Here is a 15,661-nt window from a genome sequence, read left to right on the forward strand (position 1 = left end):
TCTACATGAGGTTTAATTGCCTCATGTACTTGGCTATACACCGAAGTCATTCCTATACATTCTAAAAAGAAGATACTCATCAGGAGTTTTCTGACTGCGTTTTTGGCTCTTTGGGATTTCATGATGTCTTTTGGGTGTGCTTGTGTTATGTTTTAAGCTTCAATCTCGTTGTCTTGTGAGGTGGATTTTTCATTCTGAATAAAATTTATTCCATGAATGAAATTGTTTGTCATATTGTTTTTTTCTTCAATTTCAGATTGCATTCTTTCAATGGCTGTGTTAAAGAAAAAGTCTATCAGATATTCATCTGTGCGTTCTTTTCGGATGAATCTTAACGCACTGATATACTCTTCTCTTTTTTCACGGGGAATGATAAGTATCGGTTGGTCTTTTTTCAGCAAAATGAAGTTGGTAAACATTCTTCCAAGCCGGCCGTTCCCGTCTCGAAAAGGATGGAGATATTCATAAAAACCGTGAAATTTGGCTGCGATTATGATGGGATGTATATCACCCGAGTCCATTGCTTTCTGTGTACTTTCCAATAGGTTGGGTACGCGCTTTATAAGTTCCTTATGGTCTCCAAAAATAGTATCTCCTGCACACATGTCTACTGTGGTATATTCTCCTGGCTGTGAAGGATGTTCGTCATGTTGTGTCCGGAATGCCAATGTATGTTCTGTCAGTAGTTTGTGTGTTTCCTTTAAAAGTTCCTCAGACAAAGGTTTGTCCAGATTTTTCAGAAGATATTCGTATGCTTGGAAATGGTCAAGCATCTCAAACGCTTCAAGGAGAGTTTTTCCTTGGGGTATCATACCCAGTCCTTTTTCCTTGAGGGTACGTGTTTCATCCACAGAAAAACTGTTCCCCTCGATAGCACAGCTGTGGGCAGAGAATAGAATCTCATTGTATTCGATAAAGTCTTGCTTGCAGAATTTGTCTGATACAATCTTTTTGTATTGAGAAACGAGGTTGTCGTACTTTCTTATCTGGTCTTCGAACATAGTGGTTTGTTTTTACAAAGGTAAAAAAAATATGTGTTCTGACATATTATATAAGAAAGTTTGCCAATGGATCCCCAGGCATTCCTGAATGTTAAGTGAAATGCCTGGGGAATTGAGCTCATAAACTCTTTTATTCCGCATTCTTTTTCAACCATTCCTGTCGGCGAAGGTCAGCAAGGTGTTTTACCTTGAAATGCTCGAAGGTAGCATTGAAGCCGTTTCCATCGGGGCTGGCTGCCATGAGACCCACGTGTACGGGAGTGTTGTCCTGAAGCCAGGCATTTCGCATCATGACGTATTCCTTGTCGTCGAACGAATAGAATATTTCCACGGCATCCAGTCGTCTTACCGCTTTAATCCATACGTAAGGAACCGGCTTGTCTAGTGTGATGACGCTCCAGTCAGAGGTTTTGTGGGTGACTACGGTGCTCAGGTTGAATTTTCCGTCTACAAACTCAATGCCTGTTTTGATGTAGTTCTCGTGATCAATGCGCAGCATCAGGCCGGCTTGGTCGAAACGGGTTTTATAGTCTCCGGTCACTTTTACCTTGACCTCAAATTCGCCTCCGTAAGTTGCGTAATAGAACGGAGCATCATCTACGGTAAAACCATAGTGTGAAATGCGCCAGTAGTCACTCTGTGGGGTGACGTACATGGTCAGTGTCTGGTTTTCTATTTTCCATTGTTCGGGTTCGTTGAACCATTGCATTTTTTCCAGTGACTGGGCCATTCCGCATTGCAGGGATGCCCAGAAGGCCATGCCTAATATAAGTCGTTTTTTCATATCTGATAATTTAATTACGATTCCTTTGATATATTTGCTGATAAAATTCGTCGGGAAGTTATCTTTGCAAATGTAAGATGCCGGAAAAGAATCTGCAATGATTATTAATAACCATTTTCGTATGAATATAGTCGATGAACTGAACAATGAGTTTTCGAAACAGAAATTGCTTTACAAGGTAGGGCAACAGCCGATGGCTGAGTTGGAAAGATACAAGCAAATTGCCATGGGGTATGCGGAGATGGAAAATGCGGTATCTGTGCTGAGTGATATGCATACGAATGTGGGTTACGTGTACTATGGGCGCTTTTCTCAGGTGTTTGGCTGGAATCGTGAGAATGGCACGGAAGAGAAAATAGATTCTATTTGGGAGGAAAAGATTTTGAAGCAGATTCATCCCGATGATTTGCACGACAAGTATTTGCAGGAGCTTCGTTTCTTTCACTTTGTGCGACGCCAGCCCAAGACAAAGCGGACTGATTTTTATCTGGCCAATAAGTTGCGTATAAAGGATGTGCAGGGAAACTATCAGTTTGTGCTGCACCGGTTGTTTTATGTTCCTTCTCCTATAGGGAATAGTTTGTGGCTGGCATTATGCGTGTATACTCCATGGTTATTCGGCTTTTCCGGCAAGAGCAGGGTAGTTCATTCGGTTACCGGAGAAATGATGGAATTAGGCGGTCAGGAGGATGCACAAATCTTGTCGGACAGAGAGAAACAAATTCTCCGGTTGATAGATAAGGGTTTGATGAGCAAGGAGATTGCCAGCCAGCTTTCTATCAGTGTGCACACGGTCAGTCGGCATCGTCAGGAGATTTTGGGCAAGCTTCAGGTAAAAAGTTCTATTGAGGCATGTAGGGTCGCAAAGGAGTTGGGAATTTTGTAAAGTGATAATGTATCCGGTAAAAAATCATTATTTGCCATAGAGGTTTCTGGCATTTTTCTGTAAATTTGTAAAGATAAGCATTGGCTTTATTCTGTACTTTTAAGTTAACACTAAACCTAAATAATAAGTAATGAAAAAAATGTTGTTTTTATCGGCGCTGCTTGCATGCGGGCCGGCCTGTTTTTCTCAGCAGGCAGAAAAGTTTCCACTGGGAGATTATGTAGAACTGACCGATACGAAGTCGCACGACGGGAAAGAGGTGTGGAGCAAGATGACTGCTCCGGTGCGGTTTTGTTGGGGAACAACGGATGTGCGCTACAAGAAACTGAATGTGCCCGACGTGAAAGCTACTGGTACACTCCGGCTGAAGGCCTGGAAGGGAGAGCGTGTGAATGCACAGGCAGTGCTTTGGACGCAGAAAGAGCTGGAAGGAGCGGAAATTGCAGTCAGTGAATTGAAGAACGGAGCTTCGGTAATTCCTTCTTCGGCTGTGAATACGTATTTCGTACGTTATGTAATGACGGATGAATTGAATAAGGATGGAAGCGGAGGTTGTGGTCCTCGTGAGAACAAGGTGGAATGGGATTCTTCTATGGTGGCCGATGTGCTCGATATTGTGCGGGTACGCGAAGTTCAGGCGCGCAGTACGCAGCCCGTGTGGCTGAATGTATGGGTGCCTGCTGATGCACGCCCCGGAAAGTATAAAGGTACGCTGACGGTATCTGGAAAGAATTTTGAAGCCATGAAACTGCCGTTTGAAATTGAGGTGGTGAACCGTACGTTGCCGGAGCCGCAGAAATGGGCGTTTCACCTGGACTTGTGGCAGAATCCGTATGCCGTGGCGCGTTACTATCAGGTGCCGTTGTGGAGCAAGGAGCACTTTGATGCCATGCGTCCTATCATGAAGATGCTGGCCAATGTGGGGCAGCGGGCTATTACCGCCAGCATCATGCACAAGCCTTGGGCCGGACAGACGGAAGACCATTACGACAGCATGATTTTCCGGATGAAGAAGCTGGACGGTACGTGGGTGTATGATTATACGGTGTTCGACAAGTGGGTGGAATTCATGATGAACGAAGTGGGTATCAAGGATTTGATTAGCTGCTATACGATGATTCCATGGGCGTTGAGCTTTGATTATTTTGATCAGGCTACCAACCGCGTGCAGTTTATCAAGGCTGCTCCGGGTGAGGAAGCCTACGCTGAATACTGGGGCACGTTCCTGAAAGATTTTTCTCGTCACTTGCGTGAGAAGGGGTGGTTCGAAAAAACGGCCATTTCTATGGATGAACGCCCGATGGAGGCCATGCGTGAAGCCATTAAGGTGATTAAGGCGGCCGATCCGGAATTCAAGATTACACTGGCCGGCAATTATCATGAGGAGATTCAGGGAGATTTGTATTATTTGAGTATCCCTTATGGCAATCAGTTCCCGGAAGAGGTAAAGGCAGAACGTGAACGGAAAGGACAAATCAGTACGGTGTATACTTGCTGTACGGAGGCTTTCCCTAATACATTTACTTTCTCTGAACCTGCCGAAGCGGCCTGGACGGTGCTTCATGCGGTGGCTGGAGGATATGACGGTTACCTTCGCTGGGCAGTAAACAGCTGGCCGATGGATCCGCTGCGTGATTCACGTTTCCGTACGTGGGCAGCCGGTGATACGTACAGCATCTATCCTGGTCCGCGTAGCAGTATTCGTTTCGAACGCCTGGTGGAAGGTTTGCAGGATTGTGAGAAAATTCATATCCTTCGGGAAGAACTGGCAGCCAAGGGAGCAAACGGAAAATTGAAGAAACTGAATGCCAAACTGTCGGAATTTACACCGGAAGGTTGGATAAAGACGAATAAGAAGTCTCCTGCTAAAATGGTAAGTGAAATGAATGCTTTGCTCAATGAGATGTAAAAGATGCATTTGCAGGAAATAAAAAAAGTCCGGTCGCAATGGCCGGACTTTTTAGTATGATAAAATCAAATGAGTATTTATTTCTTTGTGCTAGGAGTGTAACGTGCGTTCAAGCCGTCAACGATTTCCTGTGTGATATCCAGTGACTTGTCTGCAAACAACAGGTTGTCCAACTGTGTGTTGCTGATGATCAGGCTGTAGCCTTTTTTCTGGTTGTATACTTTCAAGAATGAGTTGATAGAATCGCGAAGCTGCAAGCTGTTCTTCTGGTTTTCAGCCTGAAGGTCAGCATAAAGCTTTTCCTGCAACTGCTGCAAGTCGCGCTGTTTCTGCAACAGACGTGCGTTTTCCTGTTCTGCACGTTCGCGGCTGGCAAAACCGTTGTTTTCCAACTTACGCTGGAATTCTCTCATTTCGCCGTCCAGTTCTTTTGCTTTTTCATTCAATGTCGTACGGATGTTTTCTTCCTTCTGAATCATCAGTTCGTTCAGGTCGTTCCAATAGCGATATTTAGTGAGCAGCGAATCAACTTCTACGTAGGCAATCTTCATATTTGTACCTGCTACTGCCGGAGCAGAAGCTTCAGTAGAAGTTCCCTTGTTGTCTGTGCATTGTGCAAACAGGAATACTACGGCAAGAGCCAGGAGTCCTTTCAAAACATTCATTTTTTTCATAATGATATTGATATCGTTTTTTAGTTAATTATTAGCTTCATTGTTCTGTTGCTGCCGACTGCCTTTCCGGAATGGCGTGAGGATTGATGCGTTGGGCTTCACGGTCTTGCGATTGCACGCATCCGATACCTCTTTTTCGCATGGCCTTGCTTCCGCTGACGTGTGTGTTAGGGAAGCGTCCATTCTTCTTGAAAAGTATTTTCACCGATAATAGCGCTATGCAGATAGCAACTATTAACAAAGTTATCAGGAGAGTCTTGAGCATTTCTATTAATTTTGTGGTGCAAAGATATAGTTTTTGTCACGATTCCTCAGGGTTTTGTCTTTAAAAAAGCCTTTTATGTGAGGAAAAACGCTGTATTTAACTTTTGTTTGCATCTAATTTTTAATCGTTTATTGAAATACTTTTATGGAAAAGAAAGATTTGAAGCCGGCATCGGTTTTTCATTATTTTGAAGAAATCTGCCGTGTGCCGCGTCCTTCCAAGAAGGAAGAAAAAATCAGAAATTATCTGGTGGACTTTGCAAAAGCCCATGCGCTGGAATATAAAGTGGATGAGGCTGGAAATGTCTTGATTTGCAAACCGGCTACCGCTGGTATGGAAAATCTGAAAAAAGTGGTGTTGCAGTCGCACATGGACATGGTATGTGAGAAAAACAACCAGACAGTACATAATTTTGAGACAGACCCGATTGAAACTTACATTGATGGGGAATGGCTGAAGGCGAAAGGTACCACACTGGGTGCTGATAATGGTATCGGTATGGCGACTGAACTGGCTGTGCTGGCTGCAGATGATATTCAGCACGGACCGCTGGAATGCTTGTTTACCGTGGATGAGGAAACGGGACTGACTGGAGCGTTTGCCTTGAAAGAAGGTTTCATGAGCGGGGATATTCTGATAAACCTGGATTCGGAAGATGAAGGAGAATTGTTTATCGGTTGTGCCGGAGGTGCCGGTACCACAGCTGAATTTCCTTGCCCGATGACAGCAGCTCCTGAAGGTTATTTCTTCTTCCGTGTGGCAGTTAAAGGATTGACCGGCGGACATTCTGGTGACGACATCAATAAGAACCGTGCCAATGCCAACAAGTTGCTCGACCGTTTCCTGGTAATCTTGATGAAGCAGTATGATTTGCGTCTGAGCCACATTGACGGAGGTAACTTGCATAATGCCATTCCGAGAGAAGCCCATGCCGTTTGTGCCGTGCCGATGGCTGATAAAGAAAATGTACGGGTGGCATTGAATATATTCCTGGCTGAGGTGGAGAATGAGTTTGCGGTGACGGAACCGAACCTGACTATGGAACTGGAGTCGGAAACTCCTTGTGCGGAGGTGATGGAGAAAGAAGCCATGACACGCTTCCTGCATTCACTGTATGCCGTGCATCACGGAGTGTATGCCATGAGTCAGGATATGGAAGGTTTGGTGGAGACTTCTTCTAACTTGGCTTCGGTGAAGATGCGTGACGGCAAGATTGTGGTAGTGACAAGTCAGCGTAGTTCTATCCTTTCTTCTCGTAAGGATATGTCGCAGATGGTACGTTCAGCATTCGAGTTGGGTGGAGCTACCTGTGTGACCGGTGACGGTTATCCGGGATGGAAACCGAATCCGTCGTCTGCTATTCTGAAGGTGGCTGTAGAAAGCTACAAACGCCTGTTTGGAGTGGAACCGAAAGTGAAAGCGATTCATGCCGGACTGGAATGTGGATTGTTCCTGGAAAAATATCCGTCATTGGATATGGTTTCTTTCGGACCGACGCTGCGTGGCGTGCACTCACCGGATGAACGCATGCTGATTCCTACGGTGGACAAGTTCTGGCGTCATCTGCTGGATGTGCTGGTAAATATTCCGGCTCGTTCATGAGAAAATTAATTTATAGCTTGCTATGGGCTGTGTGCGGCATGAGTGCCGCACCGGCTCAGGCACAGCATGCGTTCCGGGTGATGGAGTACAACGTGGAAAACTTGTTTGACTGCCGTCACGATTCCTTAAAGCAGGATACAGAGTTTTTGCCGGGGAGTGTACGGAACTGGACGTATAGTCGCTTTCAGGATAAGGTGAATAAGATTGGAAAGGTCATACTGGCAGCAGGAAAGGAGCAGGTGCCCGATTTGGTGGGCTTGTGTGAAGTGGAAAATGACTATTGCCTGAAAAGTTTGACCCGTTATTCTCCGCTTCGTGAAGTGGGTTATAAGTATGTCATGACCAGCTCGCCCGATGAGCGTGGCATCGATGTGGCTCTGTTGTATCAACCAGTCTCGTTCCGGTTGCTCGCTTCACAGAAAATTCGTATTCCGTCAGATTCATTGGGTATGCGTCCTACGCGAGATGTGCTGTATGTATCAGGGCGTGTGGTAAGTGGAGATACGCTGGATGTCTTTGTCTGTCATCTTCCCTCGCGTGTGGGAGGGGCAAAGAAAACAGATCCCTATCGTTTGTGGGTGGCCTGCAGAATCCGTCAAGCCGCTGATTCGGTCATGGCTGAACGGCAGAATCCCCGTCTTATTATTATGGGGGACTTTAATGATTATCCTGATGGAAAGTCCTTACAGGAAGGGCTTCGGGTGTCTGCCTTGGCTGAACAACCGACATCACGTGCCTTGTATAATCTGATGGATAACCAGCAGGGAGGGACCTATCGTTATAAAGGAGAGTGGGGTGTACTGGATCAGATGGTGGTGAACGGTGGTCTGTTGCAGCCGGATGCCCGTACAAGGACTTCAAAAGAAAAAGTCTCTATTCTACGTTTCCCTTTTTTGTTGGAAGAAGATAATGTGTTTGGAGGGGATACGCCTTTCCGCACCTATAAAGGAATGCGGTATCACGGAGGATATAGCGATCATCTTCCGGTGCTGCTGGAACTGATAGTGGAAGAATAGAGCCGTTTCTTGCACGTATTGAAAGTTGATATATTGGCCATGGCTCTTTCATTTCAACTAAATTAGTACTTCCCCGGTAGTACTGGCTTATGAAAGAGCCGTATAGTATTGGCTAAATGAATAATGTTTTCTTGCCCTAGAGTTGCTTTTATGAATAAAAAAAAGTATATTTATTGCGAAATCAATCATTTGACTTTTATGTTACGTTATATATTAGTGGTAACTGTTGAAATGAAAGTGGAAAATGATGGTAGGGAAAATACGATTGTGTCAAGCCATACTTTTGTCCCTAGGTTCCGATGGGATTATTATAATTCTGGTGACTGGTATTACAATGTATATCCATTTGTTCCCATTGAGAACTGATTTTGTTAACTTTTAATTGAAAGAAAATGAGAACGGTTTTGAAATGTTTGTCCGTTGGGATACTATTGCTTTTCTTTTCCTGTAAAAATGAAGAGGCATTGCCGCTACTGAACCCGGAGAGTGAAATGTGTGAGATTCGTTTTTCTGGCTCGGCTTTTGATTTCCAATGGAACGGGAAAGCATTGGGGGTGAAAGATGCATGGGCATATCCCGTAGTGGAATTTGATGCGATAGAATCGGATACGACCAAACTACAGCTGACGATTTCATCCTTACTTCCGGATGACATTAAACTGGCGGTGGATGTAGTTCCTGGAGTGTCTGAAATTGTTTTTTCCGGAAAGTCTTCCGGAAAGCCTTATGATCTGGAGGTGGAAGGGTATTTCATGCCACTGGAAGAGGAGAAAAAATTGTCCATCACCTGCCGGTATCAGATGAACGAATCCTGTATCGAACTGGACACGCCTTATGATTTTCATTTTGGAGAGGACTGTCTGTCGTTAATAGTTGGTGGTCCGGGAGAAGTGGAATGGAACGGACAAGTATGGAAAAAAACGGATTTGGTGAAAGATGTGCTGCGCAAAATGGGGCAGAGGGTGGCTCAACGTACGGAGATGATGCGGGTGATATTTCATGCGGACGCTACGCTGGATGTGTTTGTGAGAGAAGTGGGAGAAGAGAACTTTGTGCAGATTGCTACGCTGCAATATGATATTTCCAGTATGATACCGAACCGTATGAATTGGATTTTTACGCAGGAACAGTCTCGTTATGTGGAAACGGAACTGATTGGGGAGCCGCTGCCATGTTCAATTTTTTTCACCGATTTCTTTAATGACGGAAGAGACTTCCTGCCTATGTATTTTGCAAGGGGGGATAACTCCGGCTCATTGTATCTGAATATTGCCAGTCCGTATCGTCAAAGAGCTGTCTCGCGCTATATCAGATCTAAGGGAGCAGAAGGGCTTCCGGAGGAAGAGGTAGAAGAAATGGAACTATTTTTCCAGATTATTCAGGAAGACGGTGCGTGGGAAGATAACACGTGGCTTTATTTGCTGCGTACCGAAAAGAGATAAGCATCGAAAGCATTAAGAATGAAAGCACTGTACAAGGAGTGAGTGTATTTGTTTCTCCTTGTGCAGTGCCCTTTAGGAATGTGCTTTGTGCAGTGTTATTTATATTGTTGGTGGAATTCCACTACGGCTTCTATTCCTTTTCTGAAAATATCAAGTGAGAAGTTCTCATTCGGGGAGTGGATGGCATCGCTTTCCAGTCCGAATCCCATCAGAATGGTTTTAATACCCAGAATCTGTTCGAAATCGCTGATGATAGGAATACTTCCTCCACGACGCACAGCCAGTGGTTTTTTGCCGAAAGCTTTTTCAAATCCTTTTTCTGCAGCTTGATAAGCCGGATGGTCAATCGGGCACACATAGCCTTCACCTCCATGCAGAGGAGTGACTTTCACTTGTACATAGTCGGGTGCCTGCTGTGTGAGATAGTCTACAAACAGCTGGGAGATTTTTTCATGCTGCTGGTGAGGGACCAGACGGCTGGAAACTTTGGCGTAGGCTTTAGAAGGCAATACGGTCTTGGAACCTTCGCCTGTATATCCTCCCCAAATGCCGCATACATCGAATGACGGACGGCAACTGTTGCGTTCTAGTGTGGAATAGTCTTTTTCGCCTTTCAAGGCTTTCACCCCGATGGCTTCCATGTATTTTTTCTCGTCGAACGGAATCTGGGCAATCATTTCGCGCTCGGCAGTCGGAACCTCCTCTACGTCGTCGTAGAAATGAGGGATGGTAATACGTCCGTCTGTGTCGATGACTTTTGAAAGTAAATCGCAAAGTACGTTGATAGGGTTGGCCACTGCACCACCGAAATGTCCGGAATGAAGGTCGCGGTTCGGGCCGGTTACTTCAATTTCCCAGTAAGCCAATCCTCTTAGTCCGGTAGTGAGGGACGGCAGGTCGGCTCCTAACATGCTGGTGTCGGACACTAAGATTACATCGGCTTTCAACAGTTCCTTGTGTGCTTTCAGGAAAGCATTCAGGCTGGGCGAACCAATTTCTTCTTCTCCTTCAAAAATGAATTTTACATTGTGACGGAGCAGTCCTTCACGTACGAGGTATTCAAATGCCTTGACTTGAATCATGGACTGTCCTTTATCATCGTCGGCACCGCGTGCCCAGATACGACCGTCACGAACTTCCGGTTCAAAAGGCTGGCTTTTCCATAATTCCAACGGTTCGGCCGGCATGACGTCATAATGCGCATAGACGAGTACGGTAGGAGCATCGGGGCTGACGCGCTTTTCGGCATAGACTAACGGATGTCCTTCTGAGGGCATGACCATTGCTTCGTCGGCTCCTGCTTCGAGCAGTAGCTGACGCCAGCGTTCTGCGCAGGCCAACATGTCGTCTTTATGTGCAGGAAACGCACTGATGCTGGGTATGCGGATAAGGCTGAACAGTTCGTTCAGGAACCGTTCTTCATTTTCTTGGATGTATTGTTTGATTTCCATGGTATTTTTATTTATAAGTGCGTAGTTTTATTGAGCAGATAATAATCGAGTATTGTCATGGCTGCCATAGCTTCCACAATGGGGACTGCACGGGGTAATACGCAAGGGTCGTGACGTCCGCGGGCTTTCAGAATGGTTTCGTTGCCATGGGTGTCGACTGTAGGCTGTTCCATCAATACCGTAGCTACCGGCTTGAAGGCTACGCGGAAATAAATATCCTGTCCGTTGCTGATACCTCCCTGAATACCTCCCGAGCGGTTGGTGCGGAAGGCTATTTTGTCTTCGTCACGATAGAATATATCGTTTTGCTGGCTGCCTTTCATCTCCATGTGACTGAAACCTTGTCCGTATTCAAAGCCTTTGACAGCGTTGATACTGAGCATGGCATTGCCCAAGGCGGCATGAAGTTTACCGAAAACCGGCTGTCCTAATCCGATGGGGCATCCTTGTATGACACAGCTGATAACACCACCGATGGTGTCACCTTCTCCTTTTGTCTGGTAAATGTAGTCAGCCATCTGCTTGGCAAGTTCTTGATCAGGACAGCGTACTGGATTGTCTTCAATGGTACTCAAATCGTATGCAGTATAGTCTTTATCCAGCTTGAATTCTCCTACCTGCGAAGTGAACGCCGTGATGCGAACGCCGAGCTGTCGCAATGCCAGTTTGGCAAGAGCGCCGGCCACTACACGGGCAATGGTTTCACGGGCTGAAGAACGTCCGCCTCCCCGGTGGTCGCGTATACCGTATTTTTGTGTATAGGTAAAGTCTGCATGAGAAGGACGGAATACGTCTTTCATGTTGTCATAATCGTTGGAGTGCTGGTTGGTATTCCATACCACAAATCCGATGGAACATCCGGTAGATACTCCTTCATATATTCCGGAAAGAAATTCTACCTGGTCGGCTTCTTTTCGTGCTGTGGTAATGGCCGATTGTCCAGGACGGCGTCGGTCCAGTTCTTGTTGAATAAAATCCATGTCGATGGCGATACCTGCCGGAAATCCGTCGATAACTCCGCCTATAGCTTTTCCGTGTGATTCACCGAAACTGGTGAGACGGAAGATATTTCCCAAAGTGTTATTGTACATTGTTGTATAGTATAATTGATTATGATTAGAATCTGCTTCCGGCGCCACCGCCTCCGAAGCTTCCTCCTCCAAAACTGCCGCCGCTGAAGCCGCCTCCGCCTCTTCCGAAACCACCTCCAAAGAACGGACCTCCAAGGAAGGGACCTCCGTTACCTCCCCGGTGATGAAAATCGTCGTCATCTATTTTTCGGTGAGTGTGACGTACATGTCCGCAGTTGCTGCACAGATAGGTAATTTCTTCAGTACGTACGCTACCTACACGTGAAATGGTACGAACCGAAACCTGTTGCAAGGTATGCTTATGGCAATTCGGACATTTATTTCGTTGGCGTGCAGAATACCATAATAAGGCAGGTACAAGGATAAAGCAGCATCCCAGGATGATAAAAAGAAGCAGTCCGTCTGACTCTTCTTCGGTAGGAGTGGGAGCACCGGAACTTTTATCCAATACTTGTCGCACAGCCTGAATACCGGCTACCATACCGGAGTCCCAGTCACCTTTACTTAAATAAGGATTCATGTAACGGGTTTGGATGCGTTTGCAGATGGCATCGGGAAGAATACCTTCCAGCCCATAACCAGTAGCAAATTGGATACATCTTTCTTCTGTGACCAGCAGAATGACTAGTCCATTATCTTTTCCTTTCTGGCCTACTCCGTTTTTTTCTCCCAATTGGTAGGCAAAGTCGAAACAATCACCCCCTTCTATTTGTCGTACGGCTACGACTACGGTCTGGATACCGGTTTTCTGTTCCAAAGCAAAGAGGGTAGTATCCATTGCGGTTACAGCGGCAGCACTAAGAACTCCGTCAGGATTGCTGACATATCGTGTCCGGTCTTGCAGGTGTACCATGGGAATCTCTTCTACCTTGTATCCTTCAGCTCGTAAAGTACTGAAGATAGTTGCCAGTAAAAAGAGTATCCCGAATAAAGATATTCGTTTCATTGTGAAGAGGGTAGGTTAGAACTTCACTTCAGGTGCCTTTTCACTACCTTCTTCAGCTTCGAAATAAGGACGTTTTTCAAAACCGAACATGCTTGCGACGATGTTTTTCGGGAAACGGCGGATGCTGGTGTTGTATTCGCGTGCAGTTTCGTTGAATTTACGACGTTCTACGCTGATACGGTTCTCAGTTCCTTCCAACTGTGCCTGCAATTCCTTAAAGTTTTCATTGGCTTTCAGTTCCGGATAGTTTTCTGTCACAGCCAACAGTCGGCTCAATGCACTGCCCACAGCTCCTTGTGCTTTCTGGTAGGCTTCAATTTTTTCAGGAGTCAGGTCTTCGATGTCGATGGTCATCTGAGTAGCTTTTGCTCTGGCAGATACCACAGCATCGAATGTTTCTTTTTCGTGTGCAGCATATCCCTTAACGGTATTGACCAGATTAGGAATCAGGTCTGAGCGTCTTTGATATTGGTTTTCTACGTTGCTCCATGCAGTGCCTACGGTTTCTTCCTGAGTGACTAAAGAATTATACGAACTGACGCAGTATATCACAAGAACAGCTACTACTGCGATAACAATAATCCATGTTTTTTTCATACGTGTTATTTATGTTTTATGATTAGTTTCAATGGCAAACATACATAAAAATCTCATTTTTTGCGTATCTTTGCCCAATAATTTTGATAAGTTGTAATATTATATATGAAGAATATCCGAAATTTTTGCATTATTGCACACATTGACCACGGTAAGTCTACACTGGCTGACCGCTTGCTGGAATATACGCAGACAATTAAGGTCACAGAAGGACAGATGTTGGACGATATGGACCTGGAACGTGAACGTGGAATCACAATCAAGAGCCATGCCATTCAGATGGAGTATACTTATAAAGGTGAAAAATACATTCTGAACTTAATAGACACTCCGGGACATGTGGACTTTTCATATGAAGTGTCTCGTTCCATTGCAGCTTGTGAAGGAGCATTGTTGGTTGTCGACGCATCTCAAGGTGTGCAGGCGCAGACTATCTCGAACTTGTACATGGCTTTGGAACATGATCTGGAAATTATTCCGGTGATGAACAAGTGTGACATGGCTAGTGCGATGCCGGAAGAGGTGGAAGATGAAATTATCGATTTGTTGGGTTGCAAGCGTGAAGATATTATTCGTGCATCGGGAAAGACCGGTATGGGAGTAGAGGATATTCTTCAGGCGGTAGTAGAACGTATCCCTGCTCCAGTCGGTGATGAGAATGCACCGCTGCAGGCTTTGATTTTCGATTCTGTCTTCAATTCATTCCGTGGTATCATTGCATATTTTAAGGTTGTTAACGGAGTGATTCGTACAGGCGATAAAGTGAAATTCTTCAATACAGGAAAAGAATACGATGCCGACGAAGTTGGTGTATTGAAAATAGATATGGTTCCTCGAAAAGAGTTGCGTACGGGAGATGTAGGATACATTATTTCCGGTATCAAGACTTCTAAAGAGGTGAAGGTAGGAGATACCATTACACATATCAGTCGTCCGTGTGATAAGGCAATTGATGGATTTGAGGAAGTAAAACCGATGGTCTTTGCCGGAGTTTACCCGATTGAGGCGGAAGATTACGAGAATCTGCGTGCTTCTTTGGAGAAACTTCAGTTGAACGATGCCTCTCTGACCTTCCAACCGGAGTCTTCTTTAGCACTGGGCTTTGGATTCCGCTGCGGCTTCTTGGGACTGCTTCACATGGAAATTGTGCAGGAACGACTGGACCGTGAGTTTGATATGAATGTGATTACCACTGTTCCTAACGTATCGTATATGATTTACGATAAGCAGGGAGGAGTGCAGGAAGTGCATAACCCGGGAGGAATGCCCGACCCAACGTTGATTGATCATATTGAAGAACCTTATATTGATGCTTCCATTATTACGGCAACAGATTATATCGGTCCGATTATGACGTTGTGTCTGGGTAAGCGTGGAGAACTGGTGAAACAGGATTATATCTCAGGTAATCGTGTGGAGTTGCATTACAAGATGCCTTTGGGTGAGATTGTGATAGATTTCTATGATAAGTTGAAGAGTATTTCCAAGGGATATGCTTCTTTTGACTATCATCAGTCGGGTTTCCGCCCTTCTAAGTTGGTGAAGCTGGATATTCTGTTGAACGGAGAATCGGTTGATGCCTTGTCTACGTTGACCCATTTTGATAATGCGTATGATTTAGGACGTCGGATGTGCGAAAAACTGAAGGAATTGATACCTCGTCAGCAGTTTGAGATTGCGATTCAGGCGGCTATCGGTGCAAAAATCATTGCGCGTGAAACCATCAAGGCAGTTCGTAAGGATGTGACGGCTAAATGTTATGGAGGTGACGTAAGCCGTAAGCGTAAGCTTTTGGAAAAGCAGAAAAAAGGAAAAAAACGTATGAAGCAAATTGGTACGGTAGAAGTTCCTCAGAAGGCATTTTTGGCGGTTCTTAAGCTTGATTAAGCTTTTAAGATCGTAGAAAAGGCGTCAAAAAGACAAAAAATCTCTTTTTGACGCCTTTTTTATATCTTTCAAATTGTGATTGCTGGCAAATTTTTTATGTAAAAATGTTG

General features: G+C 45.1%; 14 protein-coding genes. 6 read left to right on the plus strand and 8 right to left on the minus strand.

Translation table 11 applies throughout. The annotated features are described in order from the left end of the window. Positions 1-152 precede the first annotated feature (152 nt). Together WKT20_RS15760 and WKT20_RS15765 are read right to left on the minus strand one after the other, a co-directional pair. Positions 153-1,001 (minus strand): Fic family protein, encoded by an 849-nt coding sequence (locus tag WKT20_RS15760; RefSeq protein WP_117700471.1) that lies wholly within the window; start codon positions 999-1,001, stop codon positions 153-155. A gap of 130 nt (positions 1,002-1,131) precedes the next feature. Then, positions 1,132-1,785, minus strand: coding sequence for a DUF1349 domain-containing protein (locus WKT20_RS15765; protein ID WP_340417687.1), 654 nt, complete (start codon positions 1,783-1,785; stop codon positions 1,132-1,134). A 121-nt stretch (positions 1,786-1,906) separates the two neighbouring features. On the opposite strand from WKT20_RS15765, the gene WKT20_RS15770 reads away from it, so the two are divergent. Beyond that, positions 1,907-2,671, plus strand: a complete 765-nt coding sequence (locus WKT20_RS15770) for a response regulator transcription factor (protein WP_340417688.1) — start codon at positions 1,907-1,909, stop codon at positions 2,669-2,671. A gap of 130 nt (positions 2,672-2,801) precedes the next feature. Further along, the gene (locus tag WKT20_RS15775; RefSeq protein WP_340417689.1) at positions 2,802-4,580 is read left to right on the plus strand and encodes a DUF4091 domain-containing protein; all 1,779 of its coding nucleotides are present in this window, start codon (positions 2,802-2,804) and stop codon (positions 4,578-4,580) included. A gap of 77 nt (positions 4,581-4,657) precedes the next feature. On the opposite strand, the gene WKT20_RS15780 is transcribed toward WKT20_RS15775, so the two are convergent. Further along, positions 4,658-5,254, minus strand: a complete 597-nt coding sequence (locus WKT20_RS15780; protein ID WP_007561387.1) for an OmpH family outer membrane protein — start codon at positions 5,252-5,254, stop codon at positions 4,658-4,660. A 37-nt stretch (positions 5,255-5,291) separates the two neighbouring features. After that, positions 5,292-5,519, minus strand: coding sequence for a hypothetical protein (locus WKT20_RS15785; RefSeq protein ID WP_007561388.1), 228 nt, complete (start codon positions 5,517-5,519; stop codon positions 5,292-5,294). Between the two features lie 144 nt (positions 5,520-5,663). Between WKT20_RS15785 and WKT20_RS15790 the strand changes: the two genes are divergently transcribed. The 3 genes from WKT20_RS15790 (at position 5,664) to WKT20_RS15800 (ending at position 9,579) form a co-directional block, all read left to right on the plus strand. Beyond that, complete coding sequence (locus WKT20_RS15790) at positions 5,664-7,121, plus strand: aminoacyl-histidine dipeptidase (RefSeq protein WP_118026023.1); 1,458 nt, start codon at positions 5,664-5,666, stop codon at positions 7,119-7,121. Beyond that, a complete protein-coding gene (locus tag WKT20_RS15795; protein ID WP_445323292.1) occupies positions 7,118-8,137 on the plus strand; it encodes an endonuclease/exonuclease/phosphatase family protein in 1,020 nt (339 codons plus the stop codon). Before WKT20_RS15790 ends, WKT20_RS15795 begins: the two co-directional genes overlap by 4 nt. A 464-nt stretch (positions 8,138-8,601) precedes the next feature. Next, positions 8,602-9,579, plus strand: coding sequence for a hypothetical protein (locus WKT20_RS15800; RefSeq protein WP_340417690.1), 978 nt, complete (start codon positions 8,602-8,604; stop codon positions 9,577-9,579). A gap of 95 nt (positions 9,580-9,674) precedes the next feature. Here WKT20_RS15800 and WKT20_RS15805 read toward each other — a convergent pair whose 3' ends face one another. The 4 genes from WKT20_RS15805 to WKT20_RS15820 are packed head-to-tail and all read right to left on the minus strand — an operon-like array spanning position 9,675 to position 13,664. After that, on the minus strand, positions 9,675-11,030 hold the full coding sequence (locus WKT20_RS15805) for a dipeptidase (protein WP_340417691.1): 1,356 nt from the start codon (positions 11,028-11,030) through the stop codon (positions 9,675-9,677). Between the two features lie 11 nt (positions 11,031-11,041). Then, entirely contained in the window at positions 11,042-12,121 is a 1,080-nt protein-coding gene (gene aroC / locus WKT20_RS15810; protein WP_117700476.1) for a chorismate synthase, read from the minus strand. Between the two features lie 25 nt (positions 12,122-12,146). Then, on the minus strand, positions 12,147-13,067 hold the full coding sequence (locus WKT20_RS15815) for a TPM domain-containing protein (RefSeq protein ID WP_340417692.1): 921 nt from the start codon (positions 13,065-13,067) through the stop codon (positions 12,147-12,149). A 15-nt stretch (positions 13,068-13,082) separates the two neighbouring features. After that, positions 13,083-13,664, minus strand: a complete 582-nt coding sequence (locus WKT20_RS15820) for a LemA family protein (RefSeq protein ID WP_117673840.1) — start codon at positions 13,662-13,664, stop codon at positions 13,083-13,085. A 105-nt stretch (positions 13,665-13,769) separates the two neighbouring features. On the opposite strand from WKT20_RS15820, the gene lepA reads away from it, so the two are divergent. Beyond that, entirely contained in the window at positions 13,770-15,551 is a 1,782-nt protein-coding gene (lepA, locus tag WKT20_RS15825) for a translation elongation factor 4 (protein ID WP_117700478.1), read from the plus strand. Positions 15,552-15,661: the final 110 nt, after the last annotated feature.

Origin of the sequence: Phocaeicola sp. ICN-14070 (genome assembly GCF_037892625.1) — a bacterium.
Taxonomy (GTDB): Bacteria; Bacteroidota; Bacteroidia; order Bacteroidales; family Bacteroidaceae; genus Phocaeicola; species Phocaeicola plebeius.

Bases quoted from the DNA above. Each gene is read 5' to 3' on its own strand.
- WKT20_RS15775 (WP_340417689.1), top strand. From the start codon at position 2,802: ATGAAAAAAATGTTGTTTTTATCGGCGCTGCTTGCATGCGGGCCGGCC.
- WKT20_RS15785 (WP_007561388.1), bottom strand. From the start codon at position 5,519: ATGCTCAAGACTCTCCTGATAACTTTGTTAATAGTTGCTATCTGCATA.
- WKT20_RS15760 (WP_117700471.1), bottom strand. From the start codon at position 1,001: ATGTTCGAAGACCAGATAAGAAAGTACGACAACCTCGTTTCTCAATAC.
- WKT20_RS15790 (WP_118026023.1), top strand. From the start codon at position 5,664: ATGGAAAAGAAAGATTTGAAGCCGGCATCGGTTTTTCATTATTTTGAA.
- WKT20_RS15805 (WP_340417691.1), bottom strand. From the start codon at position 11,030: ATGGAAATCAAACAATACATCCAAGAAAATGAAGAACGGTTCCTGAAC.
- WKT20_RS15780 (WP_007561387.1), bottom strand. From the start codon at position 5,254: ATGAAAAAAATGAATGTTTTGAAAGGACTCCTGGCTCTTGCCGTAGTA.
- WKT20_RS15820 (WP_117673840.1), bottom strand. From the start codon at position 13,664: ATGAAAAAAACATGGATTATTGTTATCGCAGTAGTAGCTGTTCTTGTG.
- WKT20_RS15815 (WP_340417692.1), bottom strand. From the start codon at position 13,067: ATGAAACGAATATCTTTATTCGGGATACTCTTTTTACTGGCAACTATC.
- WKT20_RS15795 (WP_445323292.1), top strand. From the start codon at position 7,118: ATGAGAAAATTAATTTATAGCTTGCTATGGGCTGTGTGCGGCATGAGT.
- aroC (WP_117700476.1), bottom strand. From the start codon at position 12,121: ATGTACAATAACACTTTGGGAAATATCTTCCGTCTCACCAGTTTCGGT.
- WKT20_RS15765 (WP_340417687.1), bottom strand. From the start codon at position 1,785: ATGAAAAAACGACTTATATTAGGCATGGCCTTCTGGGCATCCCTGCAA.
- lepA (WP_117700478.1), top strand. From the start codon at position 13,770: ATGAAGAATATCCGAAATTTTTGCATTATTGCACACATTGACCACGGT.
- WKT20_RS15770 (WP_340417688.1), top strand. From the start codon at position 1,907: ATGAATATAGTCGATGAACTGAACAATGAGTTTTCGAAACAGAAATTG.